This is a genomic window from Terrabacter sp. 01T434 (assembly GCF_056398545.1).
Genome location: NZ_JBFTPP010000004.1, coordinates 16,040 through 35,937 on the forward strand (window position 1 = coordinate 16,040; position 19,898 = coordinate 35,937).

Sequence of the window (19,898 nt, forward strand, 5' to 3'; positions counted from 1 at the left end):
TTTGACACCTCCAGTCCCCAAAACGTTGCGCGCTGGCGCGGCCCGAGCTGGGTTGAGAGCCTGCGACATGCGGCAGGCCGGGCGTCGGCTCGTAGCACCGCCGCTTTGGCAGCTTGTCTTGAGCCGTGGCCAGTGCCAGGTCGCCAAACCCGTTGCGAGATCAAGTGGTCCCGCTGAGACTGGCCGGCGTGACCGGATCCAAAGGCGATATCTCAGACAAGCTGACTGCTCGGCTTCAGCGTGCCCTCGATCGCTCGGAGGCGGTTCGCATCACGCGCGGAATCCCAGTCGCTGATGTTCTAGAGGGATACCTCATCGCGTCCAGCGCGAAGTGGACGCTGCTTGCAAGTCTCGCTGACGACTTCACGATCGACGGCCACATCGCCATGCGCACCCGTCACATCCACCGAGTGCAGCGGCACCCCAAGCACGAGGTTGCCACCAGGCTTCTCACCCAGCGCGGTCAATGGCCCCCGTCCACCCTGAATCCGATGCCACCACTGAATGGCACTGGGCCGCTGCTCCAGGGCCTGGCGGCTCAAGTGCCAACCCTGTCGGTGTTTGTCGAGACCGACGACCCCGAAGTCTGCTTCATCGGCGTGCCTGTCGACTGGACCGACCGCGCGATGTGGCTTGACGAGATCAGCCCCAAGGCGACGTGGGACGACACCATGTCCAAGTGGCGCTACCGGGACATCACGCGGGTCGATGTCGGAGGGCGCTACGAGGCCGCCCTGTTCGAGGCCACCGGCCCACCGCCAACCCGATGAGGCAGAGCCGCCCGGCCGAACCGCCTGGTGACGACCCGGGCGTCCGAGCAGCATCCTCAAGCGCGGAGCGGCATGATCGGGCGAGCGTAGCCGCCCTCAACGCGGCAGTTCCGGACGAGCGTGTGTCGCCCTCAGCGCCGTAGAGCCGAACGTCATGCTGCTCGTGCATCTGCCGCATGCAGGGTGACCGGGATGAGGGGCTGCGGCCCTGCCGAAGCACGGGAGGGTGTCGCCGACGGCTGAAGACTGATCAGAAACGACCCCGTCGATCCCTGGTCAGATTTCACCCGTCGTTGACAGAGGGAACTCAGGACTTGAAGTTGGGCTACTGGGGCATCGGCGGCAGATCACCAGAAGTCCGTCGGCGAGCGTCCTTCCAAGTGCGAAGCTTGCTCCTTGCTCGCGGGAAGAAGCCGACACCCGCGCAGCGATCCATCTTCCTGCGCGGCGCGGTGGACGATGACGCACGAGTAGGCGACCAATGCGGTCGCAACCACCAGGAGGCCGCACCGTGGACCGTGCCGTCAGCGCCGGACCGAGCTGAGCCCCGCCCTCGCGTCCCCGGTCTGGCTCAGCGGAGCGTCGGGCCCCGGCGGGTGCTGGGGAGGGCTCACCGCCACCGGGGGCGATAAGACGTCCGGGACCGTCGGCTCGCCCGAGCGCAGCACGTCTCGGGGTTCGGGTGTGCACTCCTTATCGGGAGCAGCGCATTCCAGGAGGAGCAGTGCGAGATCGTCGCCGAGGCGGGCTGCGGGGGTGTGCCGCCCGACGGCTTCCAGCACGGCGTCCATGGCCTTGGGGACCTCTGGTCCACTCAGCGCCGGGCCCAACGCGAGCGGTGAGAGGAACTCCCCGTCACGGTCACGTGCCTCGGACAGGCCGTCGGTGTACAGCAACAGCCGATCTCCCGGGGCCCACGGCACGGTCCGATCCCGGTAGGGCTGGCCGTCAGGCAGGCCCATGCCCAGCGGTAGTCCCGGCGGGGCCTCCAGTAGTGCCAGTGAGCCGTCGCTGCGGCGCAGCAGCGCCGGTGGGTGTCCGCAACTGACCAGGACGACGCGGGAGGGGTCCGAGACGTCAACCAGGAGCGCGGTGACGAACTCTTCGGGTTCAAAGAACTCGGTGAGGTAGCGGTCCATGGCGTCGGCCACCTGTGGCAGCGTCGGTTCGAGGGCCGCGGACTGGCGGAACGCGCGGATGACCCGGGAGGCCTGCTCGACCCCGGCGATGCCTTTGCCCCGGACGTCACCCACGATGAACCGCACCCGTTCCGGGTCGTTCGACGCGGGGCTGGTGTACCGGTAGCAGTCGTAGAGGTCACCGCCAACCACGGCGTCCTGCGCGGCCGAGATGTACCGAGCCGCAACCCGGACCGGCCCTGCCTGGGCGGGCACGATCGGCAGGATCGCTCGCTGGGCCACGTCGGCGATCGCGACCAGCCGGGCGACCTGTCGTTCGCGCCGGACCCGGACCGTTGCGACCGCAACCGCGCTGACACCGACCAGCAGCACATCAACGATGCGGACCACCTGCTGCGTCGATCCCCAGGTGTGATTCCACACCCCCGAGGCCGCGGTCAGGACGGTGGCCGCGACCGCCACGAGGGCAGTCCACGCCGGGGAGAGGACCGCGCACGCGACGAGCGGGGCGATCCCGTACAGGACGCTGAGCGTGAACGTCCGCCGAGGATTCAGGACGTCGATCAGCAACACCAGCGCTAGCCAAGCCACCGACGCGCCAAGACCCCTCAGCGACGCTCGCTTCTCAGCATCCATCTGTGGGCCTTGCGTCACACCACCGACCTCCTTCGAGGGCATCTGTGCGTCTCACTCCCGCGGAATCAGCTCCACACTTCATAATCTGCGTCACGGCGCTCCGCGGCGCTGCTGTGACCGGAGGCCCGACCCCGCAACCCAGTGAAGAGTGATGGAGCGATCCCATGGACGAGGAGCCAGCGGTGTCGCCACCGGCATGGCGTAGGGCCAGCTCAGGACAGTGTGGCTCCTGCCCTGTTGATCCTTCTCATGGCAGTCTCCCACCGGAACACCCACACATCGCCTGGTGATTCACCCTCTGCGGCATGAGCGGGCGCAGGCTTGTGCCTCAGATGTCATCTGCTACAGGCAAGTCGGTCACCTCGCGAGTGACCTTTCTTCCCCGCAACCGCGCCTTGATGTAGGTGACGGGTTGGTCAAAGTTCACGCCTAGGGACTGTCGGTTGGGACCGTCGGGATCGATGGCGAGGCTGGAGGTGAGAACGACCCCATCGGCCACTGTCCGCGTGATGCGGGTAGGTCCGGTGGTCAGTGCGACAGCCGTCTTGATGACCTCTTCCAGTGCCTCCACCTTCTCGTCATCGTCGTAGCCGAACTCGGGGCCGACCAGCTGCCCGGCGAACCAGAGGAAGTAGACCTCGCCTCCGGAAGTGACCTCGATCTTGGCCACACGGTCGGGCCAAGCCTTGGCGTGTAGTTGTATCTCAAGAACATCTCCGGGCACCCGGGCTGGCGCGATCGTCCACGCGCATTGCGCATGCCGGGCCATGAGTCCGGGGACTAAGGCAGTGAGTTCCGGGGTGTCCACGTCCGAAGTCAAACACGGTGACGCGCGTCGGATGTGCACGACAGAGGACAGAAGGCTTGCCCCGGCGCGGTCTGGGTCTTACGAACGTTCTCAGCGCGGCATGGTCGGGCGTCCCGCCCTCAACGCGGCATTTGCGGACGTTGCTGGCCGGCCGGTTAGCCTGCTGACATGCGGACGCGATGGCCTGCTTTCGGTATGCCGACGTTCGCCCTGGTTGCCCTGGTTGCCCTGGGCATGGTGGCCACCGGTGCTGTGGCATCGGCGTGCTCTTCGCCGACGGTCGTCACCAGCACCGATGTGATCGCGACCAGGGACCGACTCATACGCGATCAGTTCTGTTCGGGCGTGGCCGTTGCCCCCGGCTCCGGGGTGCTGCCCGCTCGCGCGCCGTCAGCGCGGCTGGTCGAGCGCTCCACTGCCTGCGGCCCACACCAAGACGAGCCGACCATCGTCCTGGCTCAGTTCCGCTCGGCAGCCGATCGGGACCAGGCGTGCGCTGCAATGCGCACGGACGCCGCCGTCCTCTGCGGCACTGACTCACGGCTCTTGCTCATGAGAGTCGGCGACGACGCGAACATCGATCGAGTTGAGGCCACCTTCGGAGACGACGTGGTCCGTGCGGCCGCCGCCAGCTAGCCCTACTGCGAACTGATCGACTTCCCAGGGGCCCATCCCAATGTGGCGGTTATCCCGTGGAACACGGTGGAACGACGGCTCTCGTCATCGCGGCATGAGCGCGACAGTTCAGAGCCATTCATCCTCGATGGAGGGGAAGTCGATGACTTCTTCGGTCGTTCCTGTGCCCCGTAGACGCGCCTTCAGGTAGATGATCGGATTCGAGAAGCTCACTCCAAGGGAGCGCCGGTTCGGGCCGACAGGGTCGATCACCAAACTTGAGCTGACCTCGACTCCGTCGACCGCGTGGCGTTTGACACGGGTCGGACCAGTGGCCAGGGCAACGGCATCCTTGACGAGGCCTTCTAGCACCTCGCGTTTGTCTTCATTCTCGTACGCGAACTCGGGGCCTGCTTCGTGGCCCCCGAACGACACGAAGTAGACCTCACCACGCGGATTGACCCTGATCCTGGCAACTCGCTCCGGCCTGCTGCGCGGGTGTAGTTCGACTAGCAATACCTCGTCCTCCGCGTGCCTGCTCGCGATCCTCCATGCGAACTGTGGGTATCGCGCCAGCAGCCCGGGAACGAGCGCAGCGAGGTCTGGCGTTTCCACGCAGGCCAGTCAATCAGCAGAGCTGATCAGGCGCGCGCTTGGCGGCATGTGAGTGCGGTCTTCAGTCCACAGATTCGACGTGGAGGTGCCCAACTTCCCGACTTGGCTGACGCGGCGTGGTCCAGTCGCGGTCGACAACGAGTGGGCCAGGCGTCGACGAGTGCGCGAGGTCAGGACAGCAAAATCTTCCTGACTTGTGGTTCTGCGGCGTGCGCGCCGGCACCGATGAAGGCCTGTTGGACGATCTCGTTCAATCGGTCCTTGGCCATCAGGTCATTGCCCATGACCTCGTGCTCGGCCGGTCCCGGACGAAAGACCACGACGTCGGTCCCCGTCCGGCGAAGGGCGTTGACCTCTTGGCGCGCGAGGCGGCCGGAGTGCCACCTGGAAGCACCGTAGAGGTCCCATGGCAGACCCGAAGGCCCTGACATGGGCGAGACCACCACCACGAGGTCGAGCTGGAGCTCGCGCAGGATGGCGGCGTTGGTGGGGGAATGCGAACCGCCGTCGATGTAGCTGTGCCTGCCGATGGTTACCGGCGCGAAATACCCGGGGAGGGCGCACGAGGCGGCGATGGCCAGGTGCAGCGGTGCGTCGGGGCTGCCGGGTCGGCCGAACACGACCCGTCTGGCGTCCTCCCGGCGAACGGTGCACACCCACAGTGGCTGCTCCGGCCACGACTGACCCTCCACCTCCCGAAGCACCCTCAGCTGCTCAACGATGTCGTGGTCCCCGGGGGCGAGGAGAGCGAGGGCGGCGACCCGAGGGCGAAAGCGCGTCGGGCGGACGGCGGCATGCAGCAGCATCTCCCAACCGGGCAGGTTCGGACGGCGGCGAAGGACCTCCAGCGGGCGGAAGGGCGGGAACTCCGGCACGTCGGTCCCCGCGATCTGGTGCAGCACCCGGCCTTCGGCGGACAGGGGGGCGCGAACCGTCCACGCGGCCAGCTCCGTAGCCGGGATGCCGACTCGCAGCAGCATGCCGGTGATGGACCCGGCCGATGTCCCGACGATCACGTCGGCCTTCCGGGGGTCCCAGCCGATGTCGTGCTCCAGCATGGCCAAGACGCCTGCGTGGTACGCCTGCCCAACGACCCCCCCGGCGCCAAGGACGAGCCCGATGCCACCCATGCCCCCAATCTTGACCCGTATGCCGACTGAGAACAGGGGGTTCGGACCGGTCCCCACCTCCCGCGGCCAACCGCAGTTCGGACCGCCCCGACGTCCTTGGTGACTCCGCCTCCAGGGACGGTTCCACAATCGGCGGTAGGCGCGCGCTCGCCGCTTCTCCTCTTATGCGGCAGGGCGTGCCTGGTGATGCCGTGGAGGCGGTCTGCCGACCGGTCGAGACCGATGGCGGCAGGAACCAGTCGAACGACCGCGCCCTTAGTGTGCGCAGGCCTGGACACATCGCGCCTCGTCCGCACATCGGCCCGAGTGCTCGGAGAGCGGCAGCTGAGGGAGCCGAGGCTCTAACGTTGGAGCCATGGTCGAGGAGCTCCCGCCAGACGAGGCAACGCACATCGAGGATGAGGCTCGCCGTCTTTATCGGCTGGACGCTGCCTTGGGCTTCGGAGGCTTCTTCCGATTTTGGGAGTCAGAGCCGGAGGGAACGATGGAGAGGTACCGAGCGCAGGCACGTTCATCCCTTGCTGTCAGACGCAGGCGCGAAGAGGGCTCGACGCCCAAGCCGTGAGGGGCCGCTCACCCGCTAGCCGGACGCAAATGTCCACGTCGAACATGACGGGAGGTCTTGTGGTGGAATTCGGCCACGATGCAACCACTGCGGCCAAGACGTAGCGGGCCGAAACCGGCGGCGGCCGGTTGCGGTTGAATGCGGCCATGTCGTCCAAACTCTTCGATGAGACTGACTGGCCGCGAGACCCGCGCTTGGATCCTTTCCGGGATGCGGTCTGGGAGTTGCGCCATGACGGTCAACTGGTCGCCCACCTCACCACGCAAGTCACCCCGATGCGATCTTTTCCCGGGTTCGGTCGCAAGCAGGAGTGGCTCTGGTTTCAAGTCAACTGGATAGACGGACGGCGAGATCGCGCAGACGAGGACTACGGCCCGGAGTGGTACACGGTTGCTGATCTCGAGGCAGGTAGGTTCGAGCACGCCATCGTCGGGGCGACGCTCCACTTTCAAGCCCGGCCCCTTGATGGTCCAGAACGAGATGTCCTCTGGGAACGGTATGGGCCACCTCGCTAGCCCGCGCAGAGGGCACGTTCACCGACATGACCGGAGGTCTAGTCGTGGAATTCCGACACGGTGCAACAACTGCGGCCAAGAAGTAGCGAGCCGACAGCGGCAGAAGCGGACGCTATTGAAATGAACGGATGCCACACTGGCGCCTGTGAGATCTGGGCTTCCCGAGGACGCGGCTGGCCGCCTTGAGCGGGTCCGTGCCGCTGTCGAGGTGCCTGCCCCTACAAACGGTTACGAGAGTGACGGCTATGCCTGGTCGGATGCTCAAGAGGTCTATCGGACACTTGCCGGCTGGGCCTCGCGGGTATCCCGCGGTGAGGATCGCTCGAGCGCGGACGAGGTTGCTCGTCACCGGCTAGACCAACTGCTCGACATGCCTGGAGTGGCCGAACTGCTCGGGCCGGCGGACCACGACGCCCGTCTCCTCGGCAACGAGCTCTTCGCCGCTCTGCACGTCGATCGTCCGCTCTTCAAGGGGGAGAGCCCGGGGAGAGCACGCATGAGGACCAACGTGACCCTTCTGGTCGTCGCGCCTCTGAGCGGACTGATGATCGCGGTCGGTTCTTTAGTGGGGTGGTCCCAAGGCGAATATCTGCTGTCCGTCATGGGCCTGCTCTTCGCCGGCTGCTTCTTCGCCGCGGCCATCTTTCGAGTACGGCACAACCACCGACCACGGGCTTCTACGTCCTCACCCGCACGGACTGAGCGCCGCGCAACATGACGGACCCTTCGGTCATTCGACCACGGCTCACAGGCACGGCTGACCGGCGGCTGGACCGGATGTACCTGAAGGCTTTGCGTACAAGGTGCCCCGTTGACGGCTGGCATACTCCCGAGGCATGGGGCTACCCAGAGCGCACGGCAAATCCCAGCACGGGGATGGCTTGATTCCAGGTGCGGCCGACCGCGAACCCTCGGCATGGGACCCCGCCATCGGATGGTGGATTCTCGGGTGGACCATCTGGGTTCTTGTTTCGTGTCTCATAGCCGCCACGTCCACCTGGAACGCTCTGGGAACGGCAGCAGTGGCCATCGCAGGCCCCCTCTTTGGGACCATCGTGCGGCCCCCGCGGCGGATGGCCCTGCGAGGGCAGATCCTCATCTCACGAACGCCTTGGCGTAAGAGCACATTTGACCTCGGCCTGACACGTAGGGTTACTGGCGGTGGCCCGGGTTACGGGACTCCCGGCGAGTTGTGGATCAACTTCAGCGACGGCCCCACCAACAACTTCTTGCTGGTAAGCAAGAGGCAGCGTTCCTTCGCGAAGGCAGTGGTCAAAGCCATTGACGCGTTGGGCAAGGCAGACACTGTGCAGCCATCGGTCAGAAAGCTGCTGTGACCAAATCCGGACCGTTGGACGTGATGACCCGCGGGGGTGACGAGGCGTGCCGGCCCTGCACACCGGCACATCGGCAACGTCCGGTCATCGGCAAGACAGGACGTCTTCGACCCTGAAACCGCGACCGGACGATTCCTCGAATGAGCAGTGGCACGTGAGTACCTTCGTGGCCGCGTGCGGCGCGACCGCCCCGATGGCCTCGCCCGGGAGGCAGGACTCGGTTGGGGGAGTGCTACGCGTCGAGGCGCTGACGCGACTTGGCGCAGCAAGTCATCGAGGTCCCGATCTAGTCCGCAAAGGTCCGAAAAAGTCGAGAACCGTCGCGCCGAGGCATCGGGGTCGACGTCGCCAACATGCGGTTGCGCAGGTTCAGACGCGTGGAGCGCCAACGGCAGCACGGCTGCAACCGCTACTGGAATCCCCGGCGTATCGGCCGACTCATCCACTCTCAGGGCCCCTGACTTTGGGAGCCCCCGATCTCGATGCCGTCAGCTCGATCGGGTTCCGACACGAGCAACGGCGATCCGACCGTTTGCGAGTGACCTGGCGCTGCCGTGCGGGATGCCCAGCCGAGTCGTGCTCTCGAGCAGACTGACGTCGCTGAGAACCACCCAGCCGTGATGGCGCAGGAGCGTGGCGATCTGTCCCTCGGACCACAGCGACCTCCAGGGTTCGCCGGCAAGCGGTGAAGGCGTGCCACTCAGTCGGGAGGCGAGGCCGGCGAGCCGCCGCCCAACCTGTGCCGTCAGAGAGCGCGACTGGTACTGGGCCACGAGGATGCTCCCAGCGGCAGAGATGCCGGTGACCTCGTCGAGTGTGGCCGTGATCTGCGGGCGCCGGAGGTAGGGGATGACTCCTTCCGAGACCCATGCGGTGGGCAGGAGCGGGTCGTGCCCGGCGGCGGCCAGCAGCGAGCCGAGCGACTGCTGGGCCAGGTCTACGGCCACGAACCGCAGGTCGCACACCGGGGGAGGAAGGTTCTCCGCACGTCGGCGCAGGTCAGCCTGGGACGCCGGGTGATCCACCGAGAACACCGGAATCCCGCGCAACGCCGGCAGGCGCCACGGCCGAGCGTCGAGTCCGGCCCCGAGGAGGACGACCTGCCAGTCCCCGCTCTGCTCGAGCGTTTTTCGGATCGCGGAGTCGATGAGCACGGTGCGAGGTGCCATCACGACGGCACACGCGTTGACCGAATGGACCGCCATCCGTTCGCGACCGTCTTCAGGTAGCACGCCGCGGCGCGCCAGCCGTACCGGTACCAGCTCGGCCTCGGACAACAACCGCTCCGCCACGGGGTCAGCGAACTGCCCTACCCCTACTCGTCCGTCGGCCACCGCGCGGCCCTGACAGACAAAGACTGCAGTTCGACTCGGCTGTCCCGGTTCCACCCTCGGACCCTACGTCGGGGGCGTGACGCGCGGTGCTTTGCTTGGCCGCGGGCCCGACCGCTGTTCGGTCAGGTGGCGACGAGGTCGTCGATCTGGTTGATCGCCGAGGAGGCGCCCTCCACGACACCCATGTCGAGGACCTTCTGCAGGGCCTCGGCGGTGGCGTAGGTGCTCACGTAGGTGGCACGGGTGCCTCCGTCGTGCTCTGCGAAGGAGAAGACGTTCTTGCCGACGGGCAGGTCGGGGTTCTTGGTGAACTCCTCGTCGAGCGCGAAGCCGTCGTCGAAGGTGAAGCCGCTGGGCTCGTCGACGGTCTCGACCTCCCAGTAGCCGTAGAACCTCTCGTCCTCGGGGCTTGTCATGTAGTAGTTCATCCGGCCGCCGGGGACGAGGTCGTGATCGACGAAGGTGGCGGGGTAGGTCGGGGGTCCCCAGATCCGCTCGAGCTGACGCGGGTCCGCGTAGATCTCCCAGATCCGCTTAGGCGGGCCGTTGAAGTCCGCGACGATGGTCAGGGTCCGGGTGTCGAGGTCGTGCGAGACGTCGGTGACGGGCATGGTGATCAGTCCTTCTGTGGGTGGTGTGGGGCTGGCGTCTGCTGGGGGTGGGACTGCGGCGTGGCGATGAGCTCGTCGATCCGCGCGATGCGGCCGCGCCAGAGGGACTCCAGCTCCGCGAGCATTCCTGCCACCGACCGCACCGCTGCCACGTCGCCGCTGGCCAGGGCCTCGCGCCCCTGGCGGCGCTTGGTCAGCAGGCCTGCCTTCTCCAGCACGGCGACGTGCTTCTGCACCGCGGCGAACGTCATGTCGTAGGACGCCGCGAGCGTCGAGACGGAGTGCTCTCCCGCCAGCACTCGGCGCAGGATGTCGCGCCGAGTGCGGTCGGACAGGGCGTGGAACCAGGCATCCGCCCGTTCCTCTTCCGTTGCGTCCATGATCCAAACCTACAACCGAACGGTTGTAGGTTGTCAAGGGGTTGTCATGAACAGGCCCTTCGGCCCTGCTCATCGCGTGCGCGAAGGACGACGGTGGATGGCAGGACGAACTCCCGCCGTGACCGGTGACCGGTGGCCGGTGGCCGGCAAGCCAAGACGCCGACGCCTCACGAAGGTGACCAAGCCCAACGGTTTCGATGCGGAGCGCGTGCGCACAGAGCGGTACTTCCAACCCAAGCTGGTGCAAACGGCATGAGCCCCAGGACGGACGACGATCGATTCGCGCAAGACGGTGCCCCGTCCGAGGGCGCGTCGACGCCTGCGCCGGGACATCGAGCAGGCGTGGCCGTGGGTCTGGGAGCGGGTTGCCTCATCGCGCTGGTCGTGGTGTCGGTCGGGGTCGGCCTCGGACTGCCCCGCCTGAACAAGGAAGGAGGTGGGCTGGTCGCGTGGCTCGGGGTGCTCAGCGTCGTCATCGGTGTGGCGGCAGCCGGTTGGTGCCTCTTGCAACTCCTCCACCGGATGAGGCGGCGGTGGTGGGTCCTGGCCGTGCCGGCATTCCTGATGGTTGCGTTCCTGGCGCTGTGGACGGTGGGCCAGGGCGTGGCCGCCTCCTTCCCTGCCCGCTCCGCGCTGGGGACGCGCACCCCCTCGGACGTGGGGCTGCGCTGCGAGTCGCTGACCTTGCACACCTCCGACGGAGTTGACCTGGCGTCGTGGTGGGTGCCGGGTGACAACCAGGCTGCGGTGGTGCTGCTGCCCGGTTCGGGGTCGACCCGGACGGACGTGCTCGCGCAGGCCGGAGTGCTGGGGTCGCACGGTTACGGGGTGCTCCTGCTGGACCCTCGAGGCCACGGCAACAGTGGGGGTCGGGCCATGGACTTCGGCTGGTACGGCGAGCGGGACGTCGCCGCCGCCGTGGACTTCCTCGCCCGTCGACCGGGGGCGACCGGGCGCATCGCGGTCGTGGGCCTGTCGATGGGAGGCGAGGTGGCCATCGGCGCTGCCGGAGCCGACCCTCGAGTGCGGGCTGTCGTCGCGGAGGGAGCGACCGCCCGGGTGGCTGCCGACAAGGCATACCTGGCCGCGTACGGCGTCCGCGGTCAGATCCAGCGTGGGATCGACTGGGGGACGTATGCCGTCGCCGGGCTGCTCAGCGATGCCCCCGAGCCGATGCCGCTGAGTGACTCCGTGGTGGATGCCCAGGCGGACGGTACCCCGACCCCGATGTTGCTGATCACCGCCGGGACGGTGGACACCGAGCGGCTCGCTGCCGAATTCCTCGAACGGGCCGCGCCTGACGCGGTGCAGGTCTGGACGGTGCCGGGGGCCGGACACACGGCTGCTCTGCAAGCGGCCCCGGAGGCATGGAAGAAGCGAGTCCTCGGCTTCCTGGACGCATCGCTCGGCCCCGGGTCCGGGCGGGGATGATCACGTCCCGACGAAGGCAGCTGCTGGTCATCCGGGGGCGCGGCGCTGGTAGATGAGGGACAGGTCGTCCTCCCAGCCTGCGTCGTCCCGGTTCATCCGCCCCTGTCCGGTCATGGTGTCTCCGGCACCGCCGAACTCGGCAGTGAATGACTGCTGGAAACCCGGATCGTTGCGCCAGTACCGCCACTGGTCACTGTCGAAGGCAACCTCTTACACCCGGTGCACACCACGGTGGTCGAAGTAGTGCATGAGCAGCTGGTCGTCGATGGAGCCGATGACTGAGATGGCGTCGGGGATCTGCGGATGGTCGTGGTGCGAGCGCCAGATCAGGAATGTGTGCCTGTCCAGCCACTCGAACGTCGCCTGGCCCGTGATGTCTTCGCCCGGTAGCAGCGGATGGGATCCCTGGGTGTTCCAGCGCCCGACCAGGCGGTCGCCTGGATCAGTGAAGGACCGCATCGAGCCTCCCCAGGGATTGGGTCCGGTTCAGGCAAACGGTACGCCGAGCAGTCCCGTGGCTCAGAGGGGTGGAGGGGCCGGGTGTCTTCACTGGTGTGTGCGGTTTCGGCGGCAGGTCCTGCCACCGCGGATGTCCACGGGTCAGGCCCGCGTCGGGAGGTGGGCATCTGGCTGGCGCGGGCGCTGCCATCCGGTAGGGGGAGTCCTCGACGGCAGCGCCCTGGCGCGCCGGCACTGCTGCCCTCCCGGGCGCGTCGGCGCCGCTTTTCGCCCCTCTCCGGGAGGGAAGGTGGGGCCTGCGGCGTCCCCCTCATCATCTCGGCCCCCGGCATCAACGTCTGGTGAACGGCCGCAACACGAGAACTGGACGTCTCTTGCAGTTGTCGCACGCTGTGAACCCAGGCGCTGACGGACGCCTCGTTGCGGAACGGAAGCAAGGTCTCGTCAGGTGATGCCTCGGTCGTATGCGTAGTGGACGGCTTGCGCGCGGTCGCGGGCGCCGATCTTGGCGAAGATGTGGTTGACGTGGGTCTTGATGGTGGCGTTGCTCAGGACGAGTTCACGGGCGATGTCGGTGTTGGACAGGCCGGCAGCAATGAGGGCGAGCACTTCGGCCTCGCGGGGGGAGAGCCCGTCGGGTAAGCCCGCGATCGAGGCGGCTTCCTTGGGTGCCGCGTTCGCGTCGAGGGTGGCATCCACGAGACGCTGCTGGATCTGCGCGGCGAGGTGGGTCTGGCCCCGGGCCAGGGCGGACAGGGCCTGCTCGATCTCTTCCGCGCTGGCGTCCTTGGTGAGGTAGCCACGCGCACCTGCCCGAAGCGCCGGGAACAGGGCGTCGTCGTCGGCATACGTCGTCAGGACGAGCACTTGGGTGTGCGGCAGCTCCGAACGGATTCGGGCGGTGGCCTGCGCGCCGTCCAGGGCGGGCATTCGCAGGTCCATCACCACGACGTCGGGCCGGTGCAGCAGGGCCTGCTCGACCGCGTCGAGGCCGTCGACGGCGGTGGCGACGACCTCGATCCCGTCAAGGAGGCCGATGAGCATGGCCAAGCCTTCGCGTACGACACGTTGGTCGTCGGCGACGACGACCCGCAGCGGGTTCAGGGTCATGCCGGCACCTCGACGTCCACCTGCCACCCGTCCGGGCGAGGCCCGGCGTGCAGGCTGCCGCCCAGGGGCTCGAGGCGTTCGCTGAGCCCGGCGAGTCCGTGGCCGCCGCCAACGGTCGCCAGGCCGGGCGGGGCAGGGATCGACGAGCCAGACGCGTGAGGACCGGAGGCCTGGTTCCGCACCGTGAGACAGGTGCGATCGCTCTGGTAGTGCAGCGATACGAAGGCGGGGACCCCGGGGGCGTACCGGGCGATGTTGGTCAGGGCCTCCTGCGCCGCGCGATACAGGAGTAGGTCTGTTTCGGCGGCCAGGGGGTGAGGCCGGCCCTGCACGGTCAGCGACGCTGGCACGCCGAAGTCGCGTCGGAAGCCCGCGACGAGGCGGTCGAGGTCGGCGACGCCGGGCAGTGGTTCCCCGCGTAGCGCCCCGACGGCCGCGCGGGCGTTCACGAGACCATCGTTGACCAGATTGCTGGCCCGCTCGATCGCCTCCCGCACTGGCGCGCCGGCGGACTCACGGGCGGCGAGGATCCGGGCGCCCTGCAGCTGGATCGCGGCACCGGAAAGGCAGTGAGCCAGCACGTCATGGAGCTCAGCGGCGATTCGGCCGCGTTCGGCGAGCGTCGCGGCGCGCGCCTGCTCGTCCTGGGCGTCAGCCAGCTGGGCGAGGAGCAGCTCGGTCCGGTTCTGGGCTGCGCGTGCGGCGCTCACCACGTAGGCGACCAGTCCCAGCAGGGCGTTGAGCAGGGTGGCGGCGAGCACTGCTGCGGTCGTCGCGCCGCCGCGCAACGCGGCTACGTTCTGCCCCAGGGTGAGGGCCACGGCCAGTACGACCCCGAGGGTGAGTGGCAGACGCGTGATCGCCATCCACACCGCGGCGCCGACGGCGAGCCCGGTGGCACCGCGCGGCTGGAGCACGACGAGGCCCACCCCGGTCGCGCCCATGACGGCGATGACGGCGACCTGGACAGCGCGCGGCTGGTCGAGGAACCGGCCGCTGATCGCGATCGCGGTGGTGGCGGCATACCCCGCGAGAGCGAACGTCACGACGGCCGGGCCCCCGCGCAGGTTGGGTGTCTGCGGGGTCGTCATCGCGGTGGCGGTGACCACCGCGATGACAGCCCATCCCAGCGGTCGGAGCAGGTCACGCTGGTGGCGCAGCCGTTCGTGCGCAGTGGCTTCAGCGTCAGCGGCCCTGTTGCTCGGCCTGCCTAGGTCGGTGGTCATGGTCGTCACCTCGCTGACCCTTGGGGCCGCGCGCCGGGGGAGGTCCGGGGTGGGTGTCCCTAGGTCCATGGAACCTCTTCGGGCCCACGTAAGCGAGCCCGAGAAGGACCCTGTGCGCGAGAGACAGCGTCGGCGTGTCAGGAGTGGGGGCCGGACACCGCGACAGCGGTCGCCGGTCGCGGCACGAGTCGCTGCCCGCGGATCTGGACGATGAGCAGCCGTGCGGTGACCTCGCACAAGGCCATCGAGACCAGGGCGAGCGGCCAGGCTGCGGCGCTGATCTGGTGGACGATGCTGAAGTCGCGGATGGCAGGTCCGGCGCCGTGCTCGAGGGCGTAGACGAAGACCAGCCGGGCGCTGATGCCGATCAGCAGCAGTGTCGCCGCGACGGGGCCGACCCGGGCGAACCGCGTGCCGTCGGGGTTGGCCCGGACGTGGGTGGCGTATCCGCACAGGACACCCAGGCCCAGGCCGAGCAGGGTCAGGGTCAGAACCAGGGCGAGGTCGGAACCGCCGGTTGGGATGGAGTGGACGTAGTGCGTGGCGACGAAGACGACGAGGGCCATCGGGGCAATGATGCTGCGCGCGTCGAGGCGCCGTTCCCGGACCTGGCGCAGCACGACGAGGAGGAAGACCGCGTTGATGAGGTAGTCAGTAAGAGCCATGCCTCAAGGCTGCGTGGGACGTACGCTCCGCGTCGTCGGCGCCGAGGTTGATGTTGGGTTGACGCCGCCCTCAACCCGAAGGCAATACCGGCCGTGACGCAGGCCGCGCATCCCGGAGGTTGCGAGGGTGGCCTGACAAGCCTCGCAGGAAAGGACCGTCAGTTCGGTGGCTCGAGAGGATCGATGACGGCGCAGATGACGGCCGTGTCGTCCCGGCGCGGCAGGTTGCGCAAGCACCTGTTGAGCACGGTGGCGCACAGGTGGTCGGCAGTGGCCGCGGGGCTGTCGTCGACGGCGGCCGCGAGGCGTTGCAGTCCGGCGTCGAGGGGCTCGCCGCGACGCTCGACGAGTCCGTCGGTGTAGAGGACCAAGGTGCTGCCCGGCACCAGCGCAACGGTGTGTTGCGCGCGGGTGGCGACCAACATGCCCAAGGGTGGGTCCACGCGGTCCAGGGGAGTGGCGGTCGAGCCGGGTTCCCGCAGCAGCGGGGGTGGATGGCCCGCGAGCGAGTAGGTCAGGCTGCCGCGTCGGGGGTCCAGGAGTACGGCGGCAGCCGTCACCATCGTCTGGCCGGATGTGGCTGTGACGAACCGGTCCAGCGCCTCGAGCAGCCTGGCCGGCTCGTGGGTGGGGGCCAACGCACGGGCTGCAGCGCGGATCTGGCCCATGGCCACAGCCGCACGGGCGTCATGACCGGCGACGTCCCCGATCATGAGCAGGGTCCTGCCGTCGGCAAGCGGCATGGCGTCGTACCAGTCGCCGCCGATGCCGTAGCGGGCGTCAGCGGGAAGGTACCGCGCGCTGACCTGCACTCCGGAGAGGTCGGGCAGGGGCTCGGCCAGAAGACTTCGCTGCACCAGCACTGCCAGGTTGTGGTCGCTGTCGCGTTCGACGGCGCGGCTGATGGCCTCCGAGAGCGCGGCGCCCAGGTCGGACAGCGCCGTCAGGTCGGTGGGTCCGAGCGCGTTCTCCTCCGAGAAGGCCAGCACGAGGGCCCCGAGCGTGTGCGACCCGCTGCGCAGGGGCACACCGAGCCAGCACCGCAAGCCGGCTCGTGCCAGCGCAGCGCGTGCGTCCTGGTCGGGTACGGCCCTGTCGGTCAGGGCGGGCAGATAGACCGTGGTCACGCTGACGCGTGCGTCGGACAGCGGCGAGGGTGTCGAGCCCGGGGCGGGATGCCAGAGGGCTTCGACCTCGTCCGGCAGCCCGACCGCGGCGATGGTGACGAGCGCGTCGGAGTGCTGTTCGTCGACGAGCGCCAGCCGTGCGGCAGCCGCGTCATACGGGGCGGTGCCGTAGAGGAACACCGCTTCCGTGACGTCGCTGAGCGAGGCAGAGGCGACCAGTGCGCTGAGGATGCGGTGCAGCCGCTCGGACCGCCCCAGCGCTTTGCGTTCGGTGGCCAGCAGCTGCGCCCGCACGAGCGCGTCTGCGACGAGCCTGGCAAATATTCGGAGCTCGTCGCGCTGCGCCGCCGGGAAGGTCTGTGGAGCTTCCCAGCCCAGCCCGAGCGCGCCGATCACCTGGCCTTCTCGGCCGGCGACTGCCAGTGACGCGGTTGCGGCCAGCCCTGCTGCCGCGGTGTCGGCCAGCAGAGCCGGAAACTGGGCCCCCACCTGAGCGAGGTCGCTGAGCCACACCTCGCCGCGCCCGGACATGGCCGCGCCGAGAGGCGTGGAACCGTCAACGGGGATGCGCTGGTAGCGCTGCGCGACCTGCGGCACCAAGGTGGACAGGTGGTAGAGCCGCGCGGTGTCCCCGGCTGCGCCGGGCACCAGCACGGCGATGTTGGAGAACGCGGCACCGACGGCCGCGGCGCCTTGCTCGGCGATGGCGCGCGCCAGGTCCTCGATCGTGTCCGACCCGATCAACGCCTGCACGAGCGGCGCCAGCGCGACCGCCGGTGCCAGCGGCCGAGCGGCGGAGGGGTCTTCGGTGGCGCTTTCGTGCTCGTGGCGGCGCCAGTGCTGCAGATGCAGTGCGCAGATGTCGGCCAACGCCAGCAGCAGCTCACGGTCCGACGGGCTGAACGTGTGCGGCTCGAGCCAGCTGATTCCCAGCACACCGAGCAGGGATCCTGCGGCTCGCAGCGGGACCACCGCAGACGCCCGCTCGTCGCGGGACACCAGCTCGACGACGCGCGGGAACTGTCGTGCGGTCTCCGCCTGCGAGGTCAGCCACACGGGCTCCCCGGTCGTCGCTGCCCAGGTCAGGGGCAGGGACAGGTCGCCGATCCGCAAGGGTCCGCACGCATCCTGCTCCGACTGGGTGTAGCCCCGGGTGGCCAGTGGTTCGACGGTGTCGCCGTTCACGAGAGCGACCACGCCGCCAGCTGCGTGCAGTGCTGCCACTGCTTGCGAGATCACCAGATGTGGTGTCTCCGCGTCCGCCGGAGCGGCGGCGAAGGCCTCCAGGACCATCATCAGGCGGCTCTTGGAGAGCAGGGAATCGCTCCGCCCCGTGTCGACGCCCGTGGGCCCACCTTCCGACATCACGCACTCCGTATGGCATGTCGCGCCGTCGACGTGTCAACCGCCGACCTGGCCACTCCTCGGCAAACCGGGGAGCCCAGGTCAAGCCTTGCTCGCACTCTTGACGCCGTCAGCGCTTCCGCCAAATCAGGTGCTGCGCCAGGGCGTTTGGCCGATGGTTGACGCCGAAGGGGTGGGCTTCGTCGGGAAGCCCATGAGCTGCCTGGGCCACCGATCTCGGGGTCGATGTTGTTGACTGGGTCTGTCACGTCGCACGTTGTTGCCCGCGTCTGGGCGGAGGGGCTCCATGGGCAAGTTGATCTACGCGGCCAACATCTCGCTCGACGGCTTCCTCGAGGACGAGAAGGGTTCGTTCGACTGGTCGGTGCCGGACCGGGCCGTGCACGAGTTCTGGAACGAGCACGAGCGGCACATCGGCACGTCGCTCTACGGGCGACGCATGTACGAGGCGATGCGCGTGTGGGAGAGCGACGACTGGTTGACGAACGAGCCACAGGTGGTCCGCGAGTACGCCGAGATCTGGCGTGACGCCGACAAGGTCGTCTACTCCACCTCACTCACCGACGTGTCGACCGCGCGCACGAGGATCGAGCGGCAGTTCGAGCCCGAGGCGGTACGACGGCTCAAGGAGACCTCCGGCTCGGACCTGAGCATCGGAGGCGCGGGGATCGCGGCCGAGGCCTTCCGGCACGGCTTGGTCGACGAGTGCGTGCTGCTGCTGTGCCCGGTCCTCGTCGGCGGCGGCAAGCCGGCGCTGCCTCGAGGTGTACGACTCGACCTCGAGCTGCTCGACCTTCGACGATTCGACAACGGCGTGGTCTACGTCCGTCACGCGGTCCGACACCCTGCCTGACACTCACGCCGCCCACCGGCATGACAGGACGTCGCCGCGGCTTCTGCTCGGGCTGTGGGGTTTCAGAGGTTCAGTTGCTGCGTCTCGTCAGCCCGCAGTGCCGCCGTCGCAGTGGGCTACCGCATCCCCATCCCGAGACTGCGCCGGCTCCGCATCCGTGTCGCGAGTGCGGCGGGGACCGCGCCGGTCTCGACCGCTGGAAGTCCACTGAGTCGTGGGTCACATCGGTGGCGTGCGCAGCACGAGTCGTGTGTCACGGTGTGCCACAGTTCCTCTCGTGGCCTCAACGACGACGCCCGCGTCCTCCCCCCTGCCCACCCCGGCCTTCTTCCTCGCCGGTGGCACCGGCATCTCTGCGGAGACGCTCGGCAACATGATGCTCCAGCAGTTCCCGACGGTCAGCTTCACGCGGCGCAAGATCCCGTTCATCACGAGCGTGGCGCGGGCATCTGAGGTCGTCGCCGAGCTCGATGCGGCCATGACCGAGGCGGTGACGCCGCTCGTCTTCTCCACCGTCTCGGACGAGGAGATCCGGGCCGAGCTGCAGACGACGAGCTGCGCCTTCATCGACCTCTTCGGCTCGCACCTGGCCACGGTGGAGCACGTGCTGCACGTCAACGCCGCCCGCCATGTCGGATCCCTGCACGGCGTCGGTGACCTCGGCCGCTACGAGGCGCGGATGCGGGCTGTCGAGTACGCCATGGAGCACGACGACGGCCAGAGCATGCGCAACCTCGAGCAGGCGCAGCTGATCCTCATCGCGCCCTCGCGCTGCGGCAAGACGCCGACGTCGATCTACCTCGCCCTGCAGCACGGCATCAAGGTCGCGAACTATCCGCTCGTCGAGGAGGACTTCGACTCGAGCGACCTCCCGCGGCCCGTCCGGCCGTATGCCGCCAAGTGCTTCGGGCTGCTGTCCACCGCCGCGCGCCTGAGCCAGGTGCGCGGCGAACGCCGCCCGGGCTCGCGCTACGCGAGCCTCGCACAGTGCAGCTATGAGCTCCGCCGCGCCGAGGCGATGTACCGCGCCCACAAGGTCCCCGTCGTCAACTCCTCCGCGATGTCCGTCGAGGAGATCGCGGCCGTCATCATGCAGAGCCGACGCCTCGGCAACGGCTGACGGCCAGCCACAGAGCACTCGACCCCACGCGACCCCACCCGACCCCTGAGTCGCACGACCCGCACCACCTACCGGAAGGACCTGTTG

Annotated in this window: 17 protein-coding genes; 5 read left to right on the top strand and 12 right to left on the bottom strand. The window is 68.3% G+C overall.

From position 1 onward, the window contains the following. The first annotated feature begins 188 nt into the window (after positions 1-188). Positions 189-770, top strand: a complete 582-nt coding sequence (locus AC1DIW_RS09675) for a hypothetical protein (protein ID WP_442281330.1) — start codon at positions 189-191, stop codon at positions 768-770. A 524-nt stretch (positions 771-1,294) separates the two neighbouring features. Here AC1DIW_RS09675 and AC1DIW_RS09680 read toward each other — a convergent pair. Both AC1DIW_RS09680 and AC1DIW_RS09685 read right to left on the bottom strand, forming a co-directional pair. Then, positions 1,295-2,482 (bottom strand): PP2C family protein-serine/threonine phosphatase, encoded by a 1,188-nt coding sequence (locus AC1DIW_RS09680; protein WP_442281331.1) that lies wholly within the window; start codon positions 2,480-2,482, stop codon positions 1,295-1,297. A 391-nt stretch (positions 2,483-2,873) separates the two neighbouring features. Beyond that, a complete protein-coding gene (locus AC1DIW_RS09685) occupies positions 2,874-3,353 on the bottom strand; it encodes a hypothetical protein (protein ID WP_478107784.1) in 480 nt (159 codons plus the stop codon). 195 nt (positions 3,354-3,548) lie between these two features. Between AC1DIW_RS09685 and AC1DIW_RS09690 the strand changes: the two genes are divergently transcribed. Further along, positions 3,549-3,989, top strand: a complete 441-nt coding sequence (locus AC1DIW_RS09690) for a hypothetical protein (protein ID WP_478107786.1) — start codon at positions 3,549-3,551, stop codon at positions 3,987-3,989. 108 nt (positions 3,990-4,097) lie between these two features. Here AC1DIW_RS09690 and AC1DIW_RS09695 read toward each other — a convergent pair whose 3' ends face one another. From AC1DIW_RS09695 to AC1DIW_RS09715, 5 genes are all read right to left on the bottom strand, one after another. After that, the gene (locus AC1DIW_RS09695) at positions 4,098-4,583 is read right to left on the bottom strand and encodes a hypothetical protein (protein ID WP_478107788.1); all 486 of its coding nucleotides are present in this window, start codon (positions 4,581-4,583) and stop codon (positions 4,098-4,100) included. A gap of 170 nt (positions 4,584-4,753) precedes the next feature. Beyond that, positions 4,754-5,713, bottom strand: a complete 960-nt coding sequence (locus AC1DIW_RS09700) for a patatin-like phospholipase family protein (protein ID WP_478107790.1) — start codon at positions 5,711-5,713, stop codon at positions 4,754-4,756. A 2,905-nt stretch (positions 5,714-8,618) separates the two neighbouring features. Then, positions 8,619-9,518 carry a class I SAM-dependent methyltransferase gene (locus tag AC1DIW_RS09705; RefSeq protein WP_478107792.1) on the bottom strand — a complete coding sequence of 300 codons (900 nt, stop codon included), beginning with the start codon at positions 9,516-9,518 and terminating at the stop codon, positions 8,619-8,621. A 68-nt stretch (positions 9,519-9,586) separates the two neighbouring features. Continuing rightward, on the bottom strand, positions 9,587-10,075 hold the full coding sequence (locus AC1DIW_RS09710) for an SRPBCC family protein (protein WP_442278390.1): 489 nt from the start codon (positions 10,073-10,075) through the stop codon (positions 9,587-9,589). A 5-nt stretch (positions 10,076-10,080) separates the two neighbouring features. After that, positions 10,081-10,455: an ArsR/SmtB family transcription factor gene (locus AC1DIW_RS09715; protein WP_478107794.1), complete on the bottom strand. Its 375-nt coding sequence runs from the start codon at positions 10,453-10,455 to the stop codon at positions 10,081-10,083. A gap of 348 nt (positions 10,456-10,803) precedes the next feature. Between AC1DIW_RS09715 and AC1DIW_RS09720 the strand changes: the two genes are divergently transcribed. Beyond that, on the top strand, positions 10,804-11,886 hold the full coding sequence (locus tag AC1DIW_RS09720) for an alpha/beta hydrolase (RefSeq protein WP_478107795.1): 1,083 nt from the start codon (positions 10,804-10,806) through the stop codon (positions 11,884-11,886). A gap of 210 nt (positions 11,887-12,096) precedes the next feature. On the opposite strand, the gene AC1DIW_RS09725 is transcribed toward AC1DIW_RS09720, so the two are convergent. The 5 genes from AC1DIW_RS09725 to AC1DIW_RS09745 all read right to left on the bottom strand — a co-directional run bounded on the left by AC1DIW_RS09725 (position 12,097) and on the right by AC1DIW_RS09745 (position 17,769). Beyond that, positions 12,097-12,345: a hypothetical protein gene (locus AC1DIW_RS09725; protein ID WP_478107797.1), complete on the bottom strand. Its 249-nt coding sequence runs from the start codon at positions 12,343-12,345 to the stop codon at positions 12,097-12,099. Positions 12,346-12,789: 444 nt separating this feature from the next. Then, positions 12,790-13,455 carry a response regulator gene (locus AC1DIW_RS09730; protein WP_478107799.1) on the bottom strand — a complete coding sequence of 222 codons (666 nt, stop codon included), beginning with the start codon at positions 13,453-13,455 and terminating at the stop codon, positions 12,790-12,792. Further along, positions 13,452-14,681 (bottom strand): sensor histidine kinase, encoded by a 1,230-nt coding sequence (locus AC1DIW_RS09735; RefSeq protein ID WP_478107801.1) that lies wholly within the window; start codon positions 14,679-14,681, stop codon positions 13,452-13,454. The genes AC1DIW_RS09730 and AC1DIW_RS09735 overlap by 4 nt, the downstream gene beginning before the upstream one ends. Before the next feature lie 137 nt (positions 14,682-14,818). Continuing rightward, a complete protein-coding gene (locus tag AC1DIW_RS09740) occupies positions 14,819-15,346 on the bottom strand; it encodes a hypothetical protein (protein WP_442278383.1) in 528 nt (175 codons plus the stop codon). Between the two features lie 158 nt (positions 15,347-15,504). Next, positions 15,505-17,769 (bottom strand): SpoIIE family protein phosphatase, encoded by a 2,265-nt coding sequence (locus tag AC1DIW_RS09745; RefSeq protein ID WP_478107803.1) that lies wholly within the window; start codon positions 17,767-17,769, stop codon positions 15,505-15,507. 355 nt (positions 17,770-18,124) lie between these two features. On the opposite strand from AC1DIW_RS09745, the gene AC1DIW_RS09750 reads away from it, so the two are divergent. Further along, entirely contained in the window at positions 18,125-18,691 is a 567-nt protein-coding gene (locus AC1DIW_RS09750; RefSeq protein ID WP_478107805.1) for a dihydrofolate reductase family protein, read from the top strand. 277 nt (positions 18,692-18,968) lie between these two features. Continuing rightward, complete coding sequence (locus tag AC1DIW_RS09755; RefSeq protein WP_442278380.1) at positions 18,969-19,811, top strand: pyruvate, water dikinase regulatory protein; 843 nt, start codon at positions 18,969-18,971, stop codon at positions 19,809-19,811. Positions 19,812-19,898: the final 87 nt, after the last annotated feature.